Source organism: Mycolicibacterium novocastrense (genome assembly GCF_001570485.1).
Lineage (GTDB): Bacteria > Actinomycetota > Actinomycetes > Mycobacteriales > Mycobacteriaceae > Mycobacterium > Mycobacterium novocastrense.
The window spans coordinates 86,780-103,057 of the sequence record NZ_BCTA01000036.1 but is presented as its reverse complement, the minus strand read 5'-3'; the positions used below and the strand labels follow the sequence as shown (position 1 = coordinate 103,057).

Below are 16,278 nucleotides of genomic sequence, written 5' to 3'. Positions count from 1 at the left end.
ACCTCAGTTGTCTATCGATCTCTCCGCGGCGGCCACCACAGCCTCGGGAGTGAACCCGAACTCACGGAACAACGTCTTGTGATCGGCGGACTCGCCGTAGTGCTCGATCGAGACGATCTCCCCGGTGTCGCCGACGAGCTTGTACCAGCTCTGCGCGACGGCCGCTTCGACCGCCACGCGCGCTGAAACGCTCGGAGGCAGAACCGAATCGCGGTACTCGCGCGGTTGCGACTCGAACCACTCCACGCACGGCATCGACACCACGTAGGCCGTGATGTCCTTTTCCGCCAACTGCTTTCTCGCCTCCACCGCCAGCTGTAGTTCCGAACCCGTCGCGATGATGATCACGTCCGCGTCGTCGGCGGGGTTGCCGCCGCCGAGGACGTAGCCGCCGCGGGCCACCCCGTCGGCGTCGGTGCCCTCCAGAACCGGGATGCCCTGGCGCGTCAGGATGAAACCGACCGGACCGCTGCCGTTTCCGCGGGCGATGATGCTGCGCCACGCGTACGCCGTTTCGTTGGGATCGCCCGGTCGGACCACGGACAGGTTCGGGATCGCGCGCAGCGCCGCGAGGTGTTCGATCGGCTGGTGCGTCGGGCCGTCCTCGCCGAGACCGATCGAGTCATGGGTCCAGATGTAGATGGTGTCGATGTCCATCAGCGATGCGAGCCGCACGGCCGGCCGCATGTAATCGGAGAACTGCAGGAACGTGCCGCCGAACGCGCGGGTCGGGCCGTGCAGCACGATGCCCGACAGGATCGCGCCCATCGCGTGTTCGCGCACACCGAAGTGCAGCACCCGGCCGTACCAGTCCGCCGTGAAATCGTCCGTCGAGATCGACGGCGGGCCAAACGAGTTCACCCCCTTGATGGTGGTGTTGTTACTTCCCGCGAGGTCCGCCGAACCACCCCACAATTCGGGCAGCTTCGGGGCGACGTCGTTGAGCACCTGACCGAACGCGGCGCGGGTGGCCAACGGCTTGGAGCCCGGCTCCCAGTAGGTCAGGTCCGAATCCCAGCCGTCGGGCAGTTTCTGAGCCAGCAGCCGGTCCAGCAGCTCCTTGCGCTCGGGCTCACGCTCGGCCCACGCGTCGAAGTCGGTCTGCCACTTGGCGTGTGCCTCCTTGCCGCGGTCCACCAGCTTGCGGGTGTGCTCGATGACCTCCGGCCGCACCTCGAAGGTCTTGTCGGGGTCGAAGCCGAGGATCTTCTTGGTCGCCGCGACCTCGTCCTCGCCCAGCGCCGAACCATGCACGTCGCCGGTGTTCATCTTGTTGGGGGCCGGGTAGCCGATGATCGTGCGCAGCGCGATGAACGACGGTTTGTCGGTCACCGCCTTGGCGGCCCGCACGGCTTCTTCTATGCCGACGACGTTCTCGCCGCCCTCCACCTCCTGCACGTGCCAGCCGTAGGCCCGGTAGCGGGCGGCGACATCTTCGGACAGCGCGATGTTGGTGTCGTGTTCGATTGAGATCTGGTTCTTGTCGTAGAACACGATCAGGTTGCCGAGCTGCTGGGTGCCCGCCAGCGAGGACGCCTCGCTGGTGATGCCCTCTTCGATGTCGCCGTCGGAGGCGATCACATAGATGTAGTGGTCGAACGGGCTCTCACCCCAGGGAGTGTCGGGGTCGAACAACCCGCGCTCGTAGCGCGAGGCCATCGCCATGCCGACCGCGGAGGCCAGGCCCTGTCCAAGCGGACCGGTGGTGATCTCCACGCCGTCGGTGTGGCGGAACTCCGGATGGCCCGGGGTCTTGGACTTGCACGTCCGCAGGGCTTTGATGTCGTCCAACTCCAGCCCGAATCCGCCGAGATAGAGCTGGATGTACAGAGTCAGGCTGGAATGGCCGGCAGACAGCACGAAGCGGTCGCGGCCGAGCCAGTGCACATCGCTGGGGTCGTGACGCATCTGACGTTGGAACAGCGTGTAGGCCAGCGGCGCCAGGCTCATCGCGGTTCCGGGATGGCCGTTGCCGACCTTCTGCACCGCGTCGGCCGCAAGCACCCGGACGGTGTCGACCGCCGCCGAGTCCACCTCGGTCCAGTCCTCGGGGTGATTCGGGCGGGTCAGCGCGGAGATTTCTTCGAGTGTGGTCACAGGCGCACTCCTGGTCGGCATAGAGCATTTCTCAGCTGCACGTTCAACCACCCTAGTGCGGGATGGTCGCGCAATGCAGGCCGCTGGGGCGAGATGCCGGGCAGGATTAGGACGGCGTTGTCGTGCGGTCTACCATCGTCTGTAGTAGACGCCCGCGCGCTGGGACCATTTCGACAGGAGCAACTGCGTGAGAGTTCGCGACGGTCATCACCTCGTCGACGGGGATTCGATGTCGCCGCGGGGGCGGTTCCGGACGCGAATCCGCGACACGCTTCTCGGTTACGTCTCGCTGACCAAGCCGCGGGTCATCGAACTGCTTCTGGTCACCACCATCCCGGCCATGCTCTTGGCGAGCCGGGGCACGGTCGATCCGCTGCTGATCCTGAACACCCTGTTCGGCGGACTGCTGGCCGCGGCAGGCGCCAACGCACTGAACTGCGTGGCCGACGCCGACATCGACAAGATGATGAAGCGCACCGAGCGCAGGCCGCTGGCGCGTGCCACGGTTCCGCGCAGTCACGCGCTGATCTTCGGGCTGGCCCTGTCGGTCGCGTCGTTCTTCTGGCTGTGGTGGACGACGAACATGCTGTCGGCCCATCTCGCCGGCGCGACGATCGCGTTCTACGTACTCGTCTACACGCTGTTGCTCAAGCGCCGCACCTCGCAGAACGTGGTGTGGGGCGGGGCGGCCGGTTGTATGCCGGTGATGATCGGCTGGTCCGCGGTCACCGGGACGATCGCCTGGCCCGCAGTGGTCATGTTCGCGATCATCTTCTTCTGGACTCCGCCGCACACCTGGGCGCTGGCGATGCGCTACAAGGAGGACTACCGCGCCGCGGGCGTCCCGATGCTTCCCGCGGTCGCCACCGAACGTCAGGTCACCAAGCAGATCCTGATCTACACGTATCTGACGGTGGCCGCGACGCTCGCGCTGACGCCCGTCACCGGCTGGCTGTACGCGGCGGTTGCGCTGCTGGCCGGCGGATGGTTCCTGGTGATGGCGCACCAGCTCTACAACGGCGTGCGTCGCGGCGAGGCGGTCAAGCCGCTGCGCCTGTTCCTGCAGTCGAACAACTATCTCGCCGTCGTGTTCCTGGCCCTCGCGGTCGACTCCGTCCTGGCGCTGCCCACGCTGCTGTAGCCCGCTCCGCTAGGGCACCAGCACCACCGAACCGACGGTCTTGCGGCCCTGCAGGTCGCGGTGCGCCTGCTCGGCATCGGCGAGACGATAGCGCTCGCTGACCGTGATCGTCAGCGTGCCCGACGCGATCGCATCGAGAAGTTCACCGGCACGCCATGCGAATTCGTCGGCGGTGCGGGTGTAGTGCACGAGCGTCGGCCGGGTGAGGAACAGCGAGCCCGCCGCATTGAGCAGCTGCGGGTCGAACGGCGGCACCGGCCCGCTCGAGGCCCCGAACAACGCCAGCGTGCCCCGCACCCGCAGGCTGGCCAGGCTGGCTTCGAACGTCGCGGCCCCCACCCCGTCGTACACGGCCGCGACACCACCGTCGGTCATCTCCTTGATCTCGGCGCCGAAGGCAGCCGGGTCGGTCGGATAGTCCAGCACTCGCACCGCACCGGCCTGACGCGACAGCTCGGCCTTCTCCGGCGTCGAGACGGTGGTGATGACGCGTACCGCCATGCTGGTCGCCCACTGGGTGAGGATGAGCCCGACGCCGCCCGCACCCGCGTGCACCAGCACCGAGTCGCCCTGTTGCACCGGATACAGCGACTTGATCAGGTAGTGCGCCGTCATGCCCTTGAGCAGGGATGCGGCGGCCGCATCAGGGGCCACGCCTTCCGGTACATAGGCAACGAAATCAGCTGGGGCGACGCTGTATTCGGCGTAGGCCCCGTTGGCCTGAGCGGTGACGACCCGATCACCGACCTTCAGCGCGGCGACGTCTTCACCGATCGCCGCCACGGTGCCGCACACCTCATTGCCGACGATGAACGGCGTCTCCCGGGGGTACTGGCCCGACCGGAAGTACGTGTCGAGGAAGTTCACGCCGATGGCCTCGGCCTTGATGAGCACCTCCCCGGGGCCCGGCGTGGGCTGTGGCTTCTCGACGTAGGTGAGGACTTCGGGTCCGCCGGTCTCTGCGACTTCGATGGCATGCATGGCTCCATCGTGCCAATATCCTGGCACTCGTGAAGCTCGCGCGGCCCGACGTGTTCCATCCACGCATCGTGTTGGCCGGATGCCCGGCACTGCCGGAAGGGGACGGCGACGACGCCGGCCTGGTCGCGGCGCTGGGTAAGCATGGGTTACACGCGCGCTGGATGTCGTGGGACGACCCGGCGACCGTGACGGCGGATCTGGTGATCCTGCGGGCGACGTGGGACTACATCGATCGCCTCGACGAATTCCTGTCCTGGACGCGGCGGGTCCGCAACCTGCTCAACCCGGCCCGGGTGGTGCCCTGGAACACCGATAAGCGCTACCTGGCCGACCTGGTGGCAGCGGGAGTGCCGACGGTCCCGAGCCGGTTCTTCGCCCCCGGTGACGCGGTTGCGCTGCCGAACAGCCGCGAAGTCGTGGTCAAACCCGCCGTCGGCGTGGGATCGGTTGGCACCCTTCGGTTTTCGAATCATGCGGATGCGCGGCGGCATGCGGCCCGACTGATGGACGCCGGTCGGACCGTGGTGATCCAGCCCTATGACCCGCGCATCGAAGACGGGGAGACCGCGTTGGTGTTCATCGGCGGCGCGCAGTCGCATGCCTTCGCGAAGGGCCCGATCCTGCAGCGGCTCGGCGAGGCGCCCGCTTTCGACGAGTCGGGTACCTACGCCCAGGAGTCCCTCGGCCCCGCCGACCCCGATTTCGAGGTCTGGGACATCGGGCACCATGCGCTGGCGGCGGCGGCCGCGCACCTGGACCTGTCCGTCGATGAGTTGCTCTACGCGCGGGTCGACGTCATCGGCGGACGCTCTGACCCACGCGTACTGGAAGTCGAGCTCGTCGAACCGTCACTGGGCTGGATGCAGCTGGACGAAACCACCAGGTCCCGACAGCAGCGCGAGTTCGTCGTCGCCGTCGAATCAGCGCTCGACCGGTTCGGGCTCGGCCCGCTCTCGCATCGACGCCCATAGCGCGGCCGTCGCGGCGGTACAGAGCGCAGCGCCGGCGACGTGCACGGCCACCAACGCGGCGGGCACGCCGGTGAAGAACTGCACCGTGCCGACCAGGCCTTGAGCCACGACCAGGGCAACGAGGACACCCAGCCGCTGCAGTACCGGACGGGGTGCGCGCACCGCCAGCAGCCCGAAACCGAGGCCGATCAGCAGCGAAAGGTAGGCCACCATCAGGGCCGAGTGCGCGTGCACCAGCGTGGTGATCTCGACCTCCAGGCGGGGGATCGTGCGGTCGACGCTCTTGTCTCCGGCGTGTGGGCCCGCGCCGGTCACCAACGTGCCGGTCACGAGTACGGCGGCCAGGGCCGCGGCGCTGAGCAGGGCCAGCTGCCGCAGCGCCGTGGGCGCCCGGCGGATGAGGACTCCGTCGTCGGGCTCACCGATCTTGACGAACAGCAGCACCGACAGCCAGACCATGGTCATCGACGCCAGCAGGTGAATCGCGACCGTCCACCACAGCAGCCCGGTCAGCACCGTGATGCCGCCGATGACCGCCTGAACCACGGTCGACACCGGCATCAGCCACGCATAGACGAGTACCTCGCGGCGGCGACGGGCCCTGGTCACGGCCAGCACGACAGCCGCGGCGGTGAGCACGACGAGGAAGGTGACCATCCGGTTGCCGAATTCGACCGCCTGGTGCACCACCGGAACCTCCGCGACAGGCACCGGTGTGAAACTGCCCGGGAAGCACTGCGGCCAGGTCGGGCAGCCCAGCCCGGACGCGGTGACGCGGACGATCGCGCCCGTCACCGAGATCCCGCCCTGGGTCAGGATGACCAGGAAGGCGATGACGCGCTGGGTCCGCAGGCTGGGCAGCGGCAGCAGATCGACCAGCCGCAGAAAGGCGCGTCGCACGGTTCCGATGGTAGAGCAGCGCAACTACAAGCCGTAGTAGCGGGTGAGCCGGTTACCGGGGCGACACGAACGGAACCAGGACCTCGTCGACCAGTTGCACGACCAGATCGTCGTCGATGCGGTCGCCGGTGATCAGCAGCCGGTGCCACAGCACGCTCTGCCCCAACTCGCGGGCGATCTCAACGGGAACGTCGGCGCGCACGTCGCCGCGGACAACACCACGCGCCAACAACGCGGCCATTTCCTCTTTGCGCCAGCCGATGACGCCGTTGCGGAAGGCCTCGGTGAGGTCTGGGTCGTGGGAGCCGGCCGCGATCGCGGCGCGGATCAGCGGCGCCCGAGGGCCGGTGAATAGCGCGGCCCATCCGCGCAATACGGCGAGCATGTCGCCGCGGTAGCTGCCGGTGTCCTCGTGCGGGATGGCCTCGGTCGCGATGCTGAGCAGCGTGTCTCGGAGCAGGGCGGTGGCATCGGGCCAGCGACGGTAGAGCACGGGTTTGCTCGTTGCGGCCGCCGCGGCGACGGCCTCCATCGTGACACCGGCCGGTCCGACCCGGGCGAGCAGATCGAGCGCCGCGTCACGGATCGCAGCGTCGAGTTCTTGGCCGCGCCGACGCGCCATCCGCCACTCCTTCGAGAAGAAACGCTTGCGTATCTTAACGCGGAAGCTTACCGTCGGGCTATAAGAAACGCATCCGTATCTTAGGAGGATCCCATGGCTCGCCCGGTGCTTTATCCGCTGCGCTGCGTCGACACCGCGACCGTGCACTATCTCGACCATCGCCATGGCAGGCGCCGCATCACCATCGACCACCGACCGCTCGCGGAAGTAACCCCGGCGATGCTCCTCGACTGGTTCACGCACCTCGGCGAAACGATGGCGTACGGGGGAGAGGTCATCGACCGCTATCTCGCCTGGCACCCGATCGATCACATCCACTGGGCGTTGGCCCGTCCGGCACCGGGAGGTGGTGCGGCCGATGGCGCGCGATTCCGCATGGTCGAGGCTTTCGGCGGCCGACCCGAATACAAGATCGACGAGATCGCAAGGGTCGAAAAGCTCGACGAGACCGGCATCCGACTGGTCAAACGCGTTGCGGGGATTCCGATCTTCCAGTTGGAGCACACCTGGTCTGCGGGTGCCGACGGCGCCCACTACGTGACGGTGATGGATCTCGGCGCGCGCTCACCGCTGCTCACGCCCGTGAACAGGATCGTGCGCCGACGGTTCCCGGACCACAAGTTGCGCGCCTGGGTGAAGCACAACATCGAAGAGGTCGGACAGCTCGAATATCTGCTGCCGCAGCTGCGCTCAGGTGAAGCGGAACCAGCGCAGCGCGCACAGCGCGGCGACGGCGCCCCAGACCGCGAGCACCAGAAGGCCGAACCAGTCCACTGACAACGTCATCGCCTGGGTCAGCGCTTCGGTGAGGGCGCCGGACGGCGTCAACCGGGCCACCCACTGCGCGACGGAGGGCACCATGCCGCCCTCGAGCGTCAGCGCGCCGAGCCCCGCGAACACGAACCAGAGCAAGTTCGCCAGGGCCAAGACGATCTCGGCGCGCAAGGTGCCACCGAGCAGCAGCCCCAGCGCCGCGAAACCCGCTGTGCCCAAGGCGATCACCGCTGCGCCGAGCGCGAGCCCCGCCAGGTGCGGTCGCCAGCCGAGGGCAACCCCGATGGTGCCCAACACGATCGCCTGCAGGAATACCACCGCGACCACCGCCAGCGATTTGCCCGCGATGATGCCCCACACCGGAAGGGCCGTGGCGCCAAGGCGTTTGAGCGCCCCATAGCGGCGGTCGAATGCCACGGCGATCGCCTGCCCGGTGAACGCGGTGGAGATCACGGCCAGCGCCATGATGGCGGGTACGAACGTCGCCGCCCGGTTCGGCCCGAACGACCCCAGCGGCAGCAGCGTCAAGCCCACCAGCAGCGTGATCGGAATGAACATCGTCAACAAGAGCTGTTCGCCGTTGCGCAGCAGCAGCCGCACCTCCAGGCCGAACTGCGCGGCGAGCATCTTCTGCACCGTGGCCGGCCCCGGATCGGGTGTGAAGGTGCCCGGCGCAAAGCGATTCGTCATTACGGCCGCAACTCCCGCCCGGTCAGGTCGAGGAACACGTCCTCGAGGCTTCGCTGTTCGACGCGCATATCGGTGGCCAGCACATCGAGACGCGCGCACCACGCCGTCACCGTCGCCAGGACCTGGGGGTTGATCGCGCCCTCGACGAGGTATTCGCCCGGCGCGGTCTCGGTTGCCTGGTAAGTCTCGGGCAGCGCGGAAACCAGCAGCGACAGGTCGAGCATGCGCGGGGCGCGGAACCGCAGCTGGTTCTCGGCGCCGCTGCGCATCAGCTCCTCGGGCGAACCGGTCGCCACCGGGACGCCGTGGTCGATGATCATGATGCGGTCGGCCAGCTCCTCGGCCTCGGTGAGCTGATGGGTCGTCAGCACGACGGTCACGCCGTCGCGACGCAGCGCATCGATCAACTCCCACACCACTATTCGCGCATGCGCGTCCATTCCCGCGGTCGGCTCGTCGAGGAAGACCAGCTCCGGACGGCCGACCACCGCGCAGGCCAGCGCCAGCCGCTGCTGCTGGCCACCGGACAGCCTGCGGTAGGTCGTGCGCGCCGACTCGGTCAGCCCCAGAGTGTCCATCAGCCATGCCGGATCGAGCGGGTTGGCCGCGTAGGACGCCACCAGGTTGAGCATCTCGCCGGCGCGGGCCGCCGGGTAGCCGCCGCCGCCCTGCAGCATCACGCCGATGCGCTCACGCAACCGGGCGTTGTCGCCGAACGGGTCGAGGCCGAGGATCTCGATGGTGCCGGAGTCGGGCCGGATGAAGCCCTCGCACATCTCGACAGTCGTGGTCTTGCCGGCGCCGTTGGGCCCGAGCAGCGCGAACACCTCGGCGGCCTGCACCTGCAGGTCGAGGTCGGACACCGCGACGGTCGACCCGTAGCGCTTCGTGACCCCGCTGAGGCGCACGGGCACGGGGGGCGACGCCCCGGATCCAGAGTGGGTCACGGGGACTCAGCGTAAGCGTCGGGCCGCGCGGGCTGTGGTGGCGGTGGTGGCGGTTGCTCGTGCGGCGGGCTGGCCACGCTGCGCCAGGGCAACCGGTTGTAGGTGAGCAGAAACAGCGCGGCGACGATCACGGTGCTCGCCGCGGTAGCGAGGAGAATCTGGAAAACCGTGAAGCGATCGCCGTTGGCGGTGGGGCCGAAGATGCCGACGGCCAGCGTCACCACGATCGTGGTGCTGCGGAATGCCGGCCGGGTGGCCCACGCCGCGAGGGGCAGGACGGCCCACAGCACGTACCAGGGCTGGACGACGGGAAACAGCAGCACCGTCACCCCCAGCGCGACGCCGAGCCCGCCCACCGGATGCAGGCGTCCCCGCAGAACGAGCAGCAACAGCCAGGTCACCAGGATCGCGATGATGAACACGCCGATCGCACGCGTGAGTCCCAGCACCGCCGTGGTGTGGTCGCCGAGCCCCAGCAGGATGCCGACCTGACCGGTGCCCAGGGCCAGCAGGGTGGGCAGCGACATCCAGCTGCGCACGACGTTGGCGGTGCCCAGCGTGTTCAGCCAGCCGAACCCCAGGCCGCTGGCCCACCCGATCAGCGCCATCACCACCACCGACACCGCGGTCAACGATCCGCCGGCCAGGAAGAACGCCTTGACTGTGCCGCCCCATCGACAGGCCAGCGCCATCGCGACGAAACCCAGCGCCAGCAGCGACGGCAATTTGACCTGCGAGGACAGCGTGATCAGCACGACGCCGACCAGCAGCATCGTCAGCGGCCACCAGCGCGCCCACTGCTCGCGTCCGTGCGGCCAGGACAGTGGCCTGGGCAGCAGCGGCGCGGCGGCGTCGACACCGCGCAGCGCGAACTCGGTGCCGGCAAGCATGAGGCCCAGCATCAGCGCCTCGTTGTGGATGCCCCCGACCAGATGCATGATCAGCAGCGGATTGGCGGCGCCCAGCCACAGCGCGCTCACCTCGGCGACGCCGCAGCGCCGGGCCAGACGCGGGGTCGCCCAGACGATCAGGCCCACGCCGAGCAGCACGACCAATCGGTGGCAGAGCACCGCGGCGACGATGTTCTCACCCGTCAGCGTCGAGATACCCTGACCGATCCACAGGAAGAGCGGCCCGTACGGCGCGGGTGTCTCGCGCCACATGTTCGGCACCGAGAGCGTGAACACGTGGTCCAGGCCCAGGCCGGTGGCCGGGCCGACTCGATACGGGTCGAGGCCTTTGACGCCGATCTCGCTCTGCGCCAGATAGGAGTAGACGTCGCGGCTGTACATCGGTGGGGCGATGAGCAGTGGCAGCACCCACAGCCACAACAGTCGGTCGAGTTGGCTGCGCGACATGCGTCGGTCGCCGAGAGCGAACCGCCCGAGCATCAGCCAGGCCAGCGCCATCATCACCGCGCCGGTGGTGGTCATGGTCAGGCTCACGGTCTGGATGCGCGAGGGCAGGTTGAGCAACCGCACACCGAACGTCGGGTCCTGCACGACCGGCCTGGCCCCGACGCCGAGCGCGCCGATCGCCATCAGGACGGTGCCGGCAGCACCGAACAGCCGTGTCCGGCGCAGCGCGATGACCTCGGCATCATTGAGCGGCGAGCCCACCGGGCGTTCGTCGGCGTGCCAACGGGCGATCGACGAGCTGAACGACGGGAGGCGGGCTGCCACCTCAGCAGCGTAACCGTCCACGTCATGGCTGCCGTCCCGCTAAGGGTGCCCTTGCTTTACAGCGGTTTCCGAATTCCGTCACAATAGTGTTGTGAAATTCAGTCCGGAGGCAGGAGCCGATCGCCAGACGCGTGGTGCGATCGTGCAATTGCTGCTCGAATCCGGACCGATCACCGCCGGTGAGATCGGCGAACAGCTCGGAATCTCCGCTGCGGGCGTGCGTCGCCACCTCGACGCATTGATCGAGGCCGGCGACGCGCAGGCCAGCGCGGCGGCGGCCTGGCAGCACACCGGCCGCGGCAGGCCCGCGAAACGGTATCGGCTCACCGCGGCGGGTCGTGCCAAGCTCGGCCACGCCTACGACGACCTGGCCGCGGCGGCCATTCGTCAGCTACGCGAGATCGGCGGCGATGACGCCGTGCGGACGTTCGCGCGGCGCCGTATCGACGGGATCCTCGCGGGAGTAACCAAGGGCCCCGATGACGTTGTATCCAAAGCCGACCGGGTGGCCGACGCGCTGACCAAGGCCGGCTACGCGACCAGTGTGACTTCGGTGACACCGGCGCCTGGATCAATCCACGGAATCCAGCTGTGTCAGCATCACTGTCCGGTCTCACACGTCGCGGAGGAGTTCCCCGAGTTGTGCGAGACCGAGCGTGAGGCTTTCGCGGAGATTCTGGGAACCCACGTGCAGAGGCTCGCCACCATCGTCAACGGCGACTGCGCCTGCACAACGCACGTACCTCTGGTCGAAAAGATCAGTGCTTCAGCCCCAACAGCCCCCACTAGCAAGCAAGGAGCGTCGAGATGACGACGACACCTGAAGTCCACAAGGTAGGCGAACCGCTCAGCCAGGACGAGGCGATCGCCTCGCTGAGCCGGTACGGCTACGGCTGGGTGGACTCCGACGTCGCGGGCGCCAGCGCACAGCGCGGGTTGTCCGAGGCGGTGGTTCGCGACATCTCCGGCAAGAAGGACGAGCCGCAGTGGATGCTCGACATCCGGCTGAAGGCGCTGCGCACCTTCGAGAAGAAGCCGATGCCGAACTGGGGTTCCAACCTCGAGGGCATCGACTTCGACAACATCAAGTACTTCGTGCGGTCCACCGAGAAGCAGGCGGCCACGTGGGACGACCTGCCCGAGGACATCCGCAACACCTACGACAAGCTGGGCATCCCGGAGGCGGAGAAGCAGCGCCTGGTCTCCGGTGTCGCGGCGCAGTACGAGTCCGAGGTGGTCTACCACCAGATCCGCGAGGACCTGGAGGCGCAGGGCGTCATCTTCCTCGACACGGACACCGCGCTGCGTGAGCATCCGGAGATCTTCAAGCAGTACTTCGGCACCGTGATCCCGGCCGGCGACAACAAGTTCTCCGCGCTGAACACGGCGGTCTGGTCGGGTGGTTCGTTCATCTACGTCCCGCCCGGTGTGCACGTCGACATCCCGCTGCAGGCCTACTTCCGGATCAACACCGAGAACATGGGCCAGTTCGAGCGCACGCTGATCATCGTCGACGAGGGTGCCTACGTGCACTACGTCGAGGGCTGCACCGCGCCCATCTACAAGAGCGACTCGTTGCACTCCGCGGTCGTGGAGATCATCGTCAAATCCGGTGGCCGCTGCCGCTACACGACCATCCAGAACTGGTCGAGCAACGTCTACAACCTGGTCACCAAGCGGGCCCGGGCCGAGGCCGGCGCGACGATGGAGTGGGTCGACGGCAACATCGGCTCCAAGGTCACCATGAAGTACCCCGCGGTGTGGATGACCGGTGAGCACGCTCGCGGTGAGGTGCTCTCGGTGGCGTTCGCCGGCGAGGGGCAGCATCAGGACACCGGCGCCAAGATGCTGCACCTGGCGCCCAACACGTCGAGCAACATCGTGTCCAAGTCGGTCGCCCGCGGCGGCGGTCGGGCCTCCTACCGCGGCCTGGTCCAGGTCAACAAGGGTGCCCACGGATCGCGGTCGAGCGTGAAATGCGATGCGCTGCTTGTCGATACGATCAGCCGCTCCGACACCTACCCCTACGTCGACATCCGTGAGGACGACGTGACGATGGGCCACGAGGCCACCGTGTCCAAGGTCAGCGAGGATCAGCTGTTCTATCTGATGAGCCGCGGCCTGACCGAGGACGAGGCGATGGCGATGGTGGTGCGCGGCTTCGTCGAGCCGATCGCCAAGGAGCTTCCGATGGAGTACGCGCTGGAGCTCAACCGGCTGATCGAGCTGCAGATGGAAGGGGCTGTGGGCTAAGTGAGTTCCCCTCTGCAGACAGCGGTCGAAGGGACACCAGCCGGGTCGGCACTCAACAAAGGCGAGATCTTCACGTCCTTCGACGTGAACGCCTTCGAGGTGCCCGGCGGCCGCGACGAGATCTGGCGGTTCACGCCGTTGAAGCGCCTGCGCGGCCTGCACGACGGTTCCGCCGTCGCCACCGGCAGCGCACGCATCACCGTGAGGGAGTGCCCCGGTGTCACCGTCGAGACGGTCGGTCGCGATGACGAGCGGCTCGGCCAGGGCGGTGTGCCCGCCGACCGAGTTGCCGCACAGGCGTATTCGTCGTTCGACACCGCCACCATCGTCACGGTCGGCCGTGACACCGAGGTCGCCGAACCGATCGAGATCGACATCGACGGCCCCGGCGAGGGCGCGGTGGCCTACGGGCATCTGCAAATCCGCGTCGAGGAGCTTTCGCGCGCGATCGTCGTCGTGGATCTGCGTGGCAGCGGGACCTACGCCGACAACGTCGAGATCATCGTCGGCGATTCGGCAGGCCTCGGGGTGATCTGGATCGCCGACTGGGCCGACGACACCGTGCACGTCAGCGCGCATCACGCCCGCCTCGGCAAGGATGCCGTGCTCGGCCACGTGAACGTGACGCTCGGCGGGGACGTGGTGCGGACGACGGCCACGGTGCGGTTCACCGGACCCGGCGGCGACGCCAAGATGCTCGGCACCTACTTCGCCGACGACGGCCAGCACTTCGAGTCGCGGTTACTGGTCGACCACGCCCATCCAAGCTGCAAATCCGATGTGCTGTACAAGGGTGCGCTGCAAGGTGATCCGGCATCCAACCGGCCTGATGCGCACACCGTGTGGGTCGGTGACGTGTTGATCCGCGCGGAGGCCACCGGCACCGACACCTTCGAGGTGAACCGCAACCTGCTGCTCACCGACGGCGCTCGGGCGGACTCGGTGCCCAACCTCGAGATCGAGACGGGCGAGATCATCGGCGCCGGACACGCCAGTGCCACCGGGCGTTTCGATGACGAGCAGTTGTTCTATCTGCGGGCCCGCGGCATCCCCGAGGACCAGGCGCGGCGTTTGGTGGTGCGCGGTTTCTTCAACGAGATCATCGCCAAGATCGCCGTGCCCGCGGTGCGCGAGCGCCTCACCGAAGCCATCGAACGAGAACTAGCGATCACGGAATCGAGAACAACGCAATCATGACCACACTTGAAGTCAAAGACCTGCACGTCTCGGTGCAAACCCCTGAGCAGACCGAGATCCCGATCCTCAAGGGCGTCGACCTGACCGTGAAGTCGGGGGAGACCCACGCGGTGATGGGGCCGAACGGCTCGGGCAAGTCCACGCTGTCCTACGCGATCGCCGGTCACCCCAAGTACACGGTGACGTCCGGTTCGATCACGTTGGACGGGCAGGACGTGCTCGAGATGAGCATCGACGAGCGCGCCCGCGCCGGCCTGTTTCTCGCGATGCAGTACCCGGTCGAGGTGCCGGGTGTGTCGATGTCGAACTTCCTGCGCACGGCGGCGACGGCGGTGCGCGGTGAGGCTCCGAAGCTGCGGCACTGGGTCAAAGAGGTCAAGTCCGCGATGGGCGACCTCGAGATCGACCCGTCGTTCTCCGAACGCAGCGTGAACGAGGGGTTCTCGGGTGGGGAGAAGAAGCGCCACGAGATCCTGCAGCTGGCGCTGCTCAAGCCGAAGATCGCGATCCTCGACGAGACCGACTCCGGCCTGGACGTCGACGCGTTGCGGGTGGTCAGCGAGGGCGTCAACCGCTACGCCGAGACCGAGAACGGCGGCGTGCTGTTGATCACCCACTACACACGAATCCTGCGCTACATCCAGCCGCAGTTCGTCCACGTCTTCGTCGACGGCCGCATCGTCACTTCCGGTGGTCCCGAGCTCGCTGACGAGCTCGAGGAGAAGGGCTACGTCCGCTTCGCGCAGACGGCTGCCGCGGAGGCGTAGCCATGACCGCCACCGTTCGCCCGCTGGATCTGACCGCCATCCGCGCGGACTTCCCGATCCTGAAGAAGCAGATGCGCGGCGGAAACACGTTGGCGTATCTCGATTCCGGGGCGACCTCGCAACGGCCGGTGCAGGTCCTCGACGCCGAGCGCGAGTTCCTCGTGACCTCCAACGGCGCGGTGCACCGCGGCGCGCACCAGTTGATGGAGGAGGCGACCGACGCCTACGAGGATGGCCGGGCGGACATCGCGGCGTTCGTCGGCGCCGATCCCGATGAGTTGGTGTTCACCAAGAATGCGACCGAGGCGATCAACCTGGTCTCGTACGCGATCGGGGACAAGCGGTTCGACCACGCCGTCGGGCCCGGTGATGTGATCGTGACGACCGAACTCGAACACCACGCCAACCTGGTTCCGTGGCAGGAGTTGGCGCGCCGGACGGGAGCGACGCTCAAGTGGTACGGCGTCACCGAGGACGGCCGCATCGACCTGGATTCGCTGCAGCTCGATGAGCGTGTGAAAATCGTTGCGTTCAGCCATCATTCGAATGTCACCGGCGCATTGGCGCCGGTCGACGAGTTGGTCACGCGGGCCAAGGCCGTCGGCGCGCTGACCCTGCTCGACGCCTGCCAGTCGGTGCCGCATCAGCCTGTCGATCTGCATGCGCTCGGCGTGGACTATGCCGCGTTCTCCGGGCACAAGATGTTGGGGCCGACGGGTATCGGCGTGCTGTACGGACGCTCTGCGCTGATGAATGCGATGCCACCGTTTCTGACCGGCGGCTCGATGATCGAGACCGTCACGATGGAGGAGACGACGTACGCGCCTGCGCCGCAGCGCTTCGAGGCGGGAACGCCGGTGACGTCGCAAGTGGTCGGTTTGGCCGCCGCCGCGCGCTACCTGCGCGAGATCGGGATGAGCGCCGTGCAAGCGCACGAATCCGAGCTCGTGGCCGCCGCGCTGGAGGGACTGTCCGCAATCGACGGCGTACGCATCATCGGCCCGACGTCGCTGGAGAACCGGGCGTCGCCGGTCAGTTTCGTGGTCGACGGAGTTCACGCCCACGACGTCGGCCAGGTGCTCGACGACGAGGGCGTGGCGGTGCGTGTCGGCCATCACTGCGCGTGGCCGCTGCATCGGCGGTTCGGGATCGCCGCGACCGCGCGGGCGTCGTTCGCGGTGTACAACACTATCGACGAGGTCGACCGGTTGGTGGCTGGTGTGCGCCGGGCCGTGGAATTCTTCGGCAGGGACTGA

The 16,278-nt window shown here is 67.6% G+C and carries 15 protein-coding genes; 8 read left to right on the top strand and 7 right to left on the bottom strand.

The annotated features are described in order from the left end of the window. Positions 1-3 precede the first annotated feature (3 nt). A complete protein-coding gene (gene tkt, locus RMCN_RS13495) occupies positions 4-2,097 on the bottom strand; it encodes a transketolase (protein ID WP_067389916.1) in 2,094 nt (697 codons plus the stop codon). Positions 2,098-2,284: 187 nt separating this feature from the next. Between tkt and RMCN_RS13490 the strand changes: the two genes are divergently transcribed. After that, positions 2,285-3,238 (top strand): heme o synthase, encoded by a 954-nt coding sequence (locus tag RMCN_RS13490; protein WP_064416279.1) that lies wholly within the window; start codon positions 2,285-2,287, stop codon positions 3,236-3,238. Positions 3,239-3,247: 9 nt separating this feature from the next. On the opposite strand, the gene RMCN_RS13485 is transcribed toward RMCN_RS13490, so the two are convergent. Further along, complete coding sequence (locus RMCN_RS13485; RefSeq protein ID WP_067389913.1) at positions 3,248-4,219, bottom strand: quinone oxidoreductase family protein; 972 nt, start codon at positions 4,217-4,219, stop codon at positions 3,248-3,250. A gap of 29 nt (positions 4,220-4,248) precedes the next feature. Between RMCN_RS13485 and RMCN_RS13480 the strand changes: the two genes are divergently transcribed. Beyond that, a complete protein-coding gene (locus tag RMCN_RS13480; protein WP_067389911.1) occupies positions 4,249-5,190 on the top strand; it encodes an ATP-grasp domain-containing protein in 942 nt (313 codons plus the stop codon). Here the strand turns inward: RMCN_RS13480 and RMCN_RS13475 are convergent. Further along, the gene (locus RMCN_RS13475; protein ID WP_165604440.1) at positions 5,140-6,090 is read right to left on the bottom strand and encodes a COX15/CtaA family protein; all 951 of its coding nucleotides are present in this window, start codon (positions 6,088-6,090) and stop codon (positions 5,140-5,142) included. The two genes, RMCN_RS13480 and RMCN_RS13475, sit on opposite strands and share 51 nt — an antisense overlap. A 52-nt stretch (positions 6,091-6,142) precedes the next feature. Next, complete coding sequence (locus tag RMCN_RS13470) at positions 6,143-6,712, bottom strand: TetR/AcrR family transcriptional regulator (RefSeq protein WP_067389908.1); 570 nt, start codon at positions 6,710-6,712, stop codon at positions 6,143-6,145. A 93-nt stretch (positions 6,713-6,805) separates the two neighbouring features. On the opposite strand from RMCN_RS13470, the gene RMCN_RS31045 reads away from it, so the two are divergent. After that, complete coding sequence (locus RMCN_RS31045; protein ID WP_067389905.1) at positions 6,806-7,489, top strand: hypothetical protein; 684 nt, start codon at positions 6,806-6,808, stop codon at positions 7,487-7,489. Here RMCN_RS31045 and RMCN_RS13460 read toward each other — a convergent pair. From RMCN_RS13460 to mptB, 3 genes are read right to left on the bottom strand one after another with little or no spacing between them, the layout of a single operon-like run. Then, complete coding sequence (locus RMCN_RS13460) at positions 7,403-8,176, bottom strand: ABC transporter permease (RefSeq protein WP_067389903.1); 774 nt, start codon at positions 8,174-8,176, stop codon at positions 7,403-7,405. The genes RMCN_RS31045 and RMCN_RS13460 overlap by 87 nt on opposite strands. Further along, positions 8,176-9,084 (bottom strand): ABC transporter ATP-binding protein, encoded by a 909-nt coding sequence (locus RMCN_RS13455; protein WP_067391086.1) that lies wholly within the window; start codon positions 9,082-9,084, stop codon positions 8,176-8,178. The genes RMCN_RS13460 and RMCN_RS13455 overlap by 1 nt, the downstream gene beginning before the upstream one ends. 35 nt (positions 9,085-9,119) lie before the next feature. Further along, positions 9,120-10,805 (bottom strand): polyprenol phosphomannose-dependent alpha 1,6 mannosyltransferase MptB, encoded by a 1,686-nt coding sequence (gene mptB, locus RMCN_RS13450; protein WP_067391089.1) that lies wholly within the window; start codon positions 10,803-10,805, stop codon positions 9,120-9,122. A gap of 91 nt (positions 10,806-10,896) precedes the next feature. Between mptB and RMCN_RS13445 the strand changes: the two genes are divergently transcribed. The 5 genes from RMCN_RS13445 to RMCN_RS13425 are packed head-to-tail and all read left to right on the top strand — an operon-like array spanning position 10,897 to position 16,278. After that, positions 10,897-11,616 carry a helix-turn-helix transcriptional regulator gene (locus RMCN_RS13445; RefSeq protein WP_067389900.1) on the top strand — a complete coding sequence of 240 codons (720 nt, stop codon included), beginning with the start codon at positions 10,897-10,899 and terminating at the stop codon, positions 11,614-11,616. Further along, positions 11,613-13,058, top strand: a complete 1,446-nt coding sequence (gene sufB, locus RMCN_RS13440) for a Fe-S cluster assembly protein SufB (protein ID WP_064416272.1) — start codon at positions 11,613-11,615, stop codon at positions 13,056-13,058. Before RMCN_RS13445 ends, sufB begins: the two co-directional genes overlap by 4 nt. Beyond that, positions 13,059-14,255 (top strand): Fe-S cluster assembly protein SufD, encoded by a 1,197-nt coding sequence (gene sufD / locus RMCN_RS13435; protein WP_067389897.1) that lies wholly within the window; start codon positions 13,059-13,061, stop codon positions 14,253-14,255. Then, complete coding sequence (sufC, locus tag RMCN_RS13430) at positions 14,252-15,022, top strand: Fe-S cluster assembly ATPase SufC (protein ID WP_067389894.1); 771 nt, start codon at positions 14,252-14,254, stop codon at positions 15,020-15,022. Before sufD ends, sufC begins: the two co-directional genes overlap by 4 nt. A 2-nt stretch (positions 15,023-15,024) precedes the next feature. Then, positions 15,025-16,278: a cysteine desulfurase gene (locus tag RMCN_RS13425; protein WP_067389891.1), complete on the top strand. Its 1,254-nt coding sequence runs from the start codon at positions 15,025-15,027 to the stop codon at positions 16,276-16,278.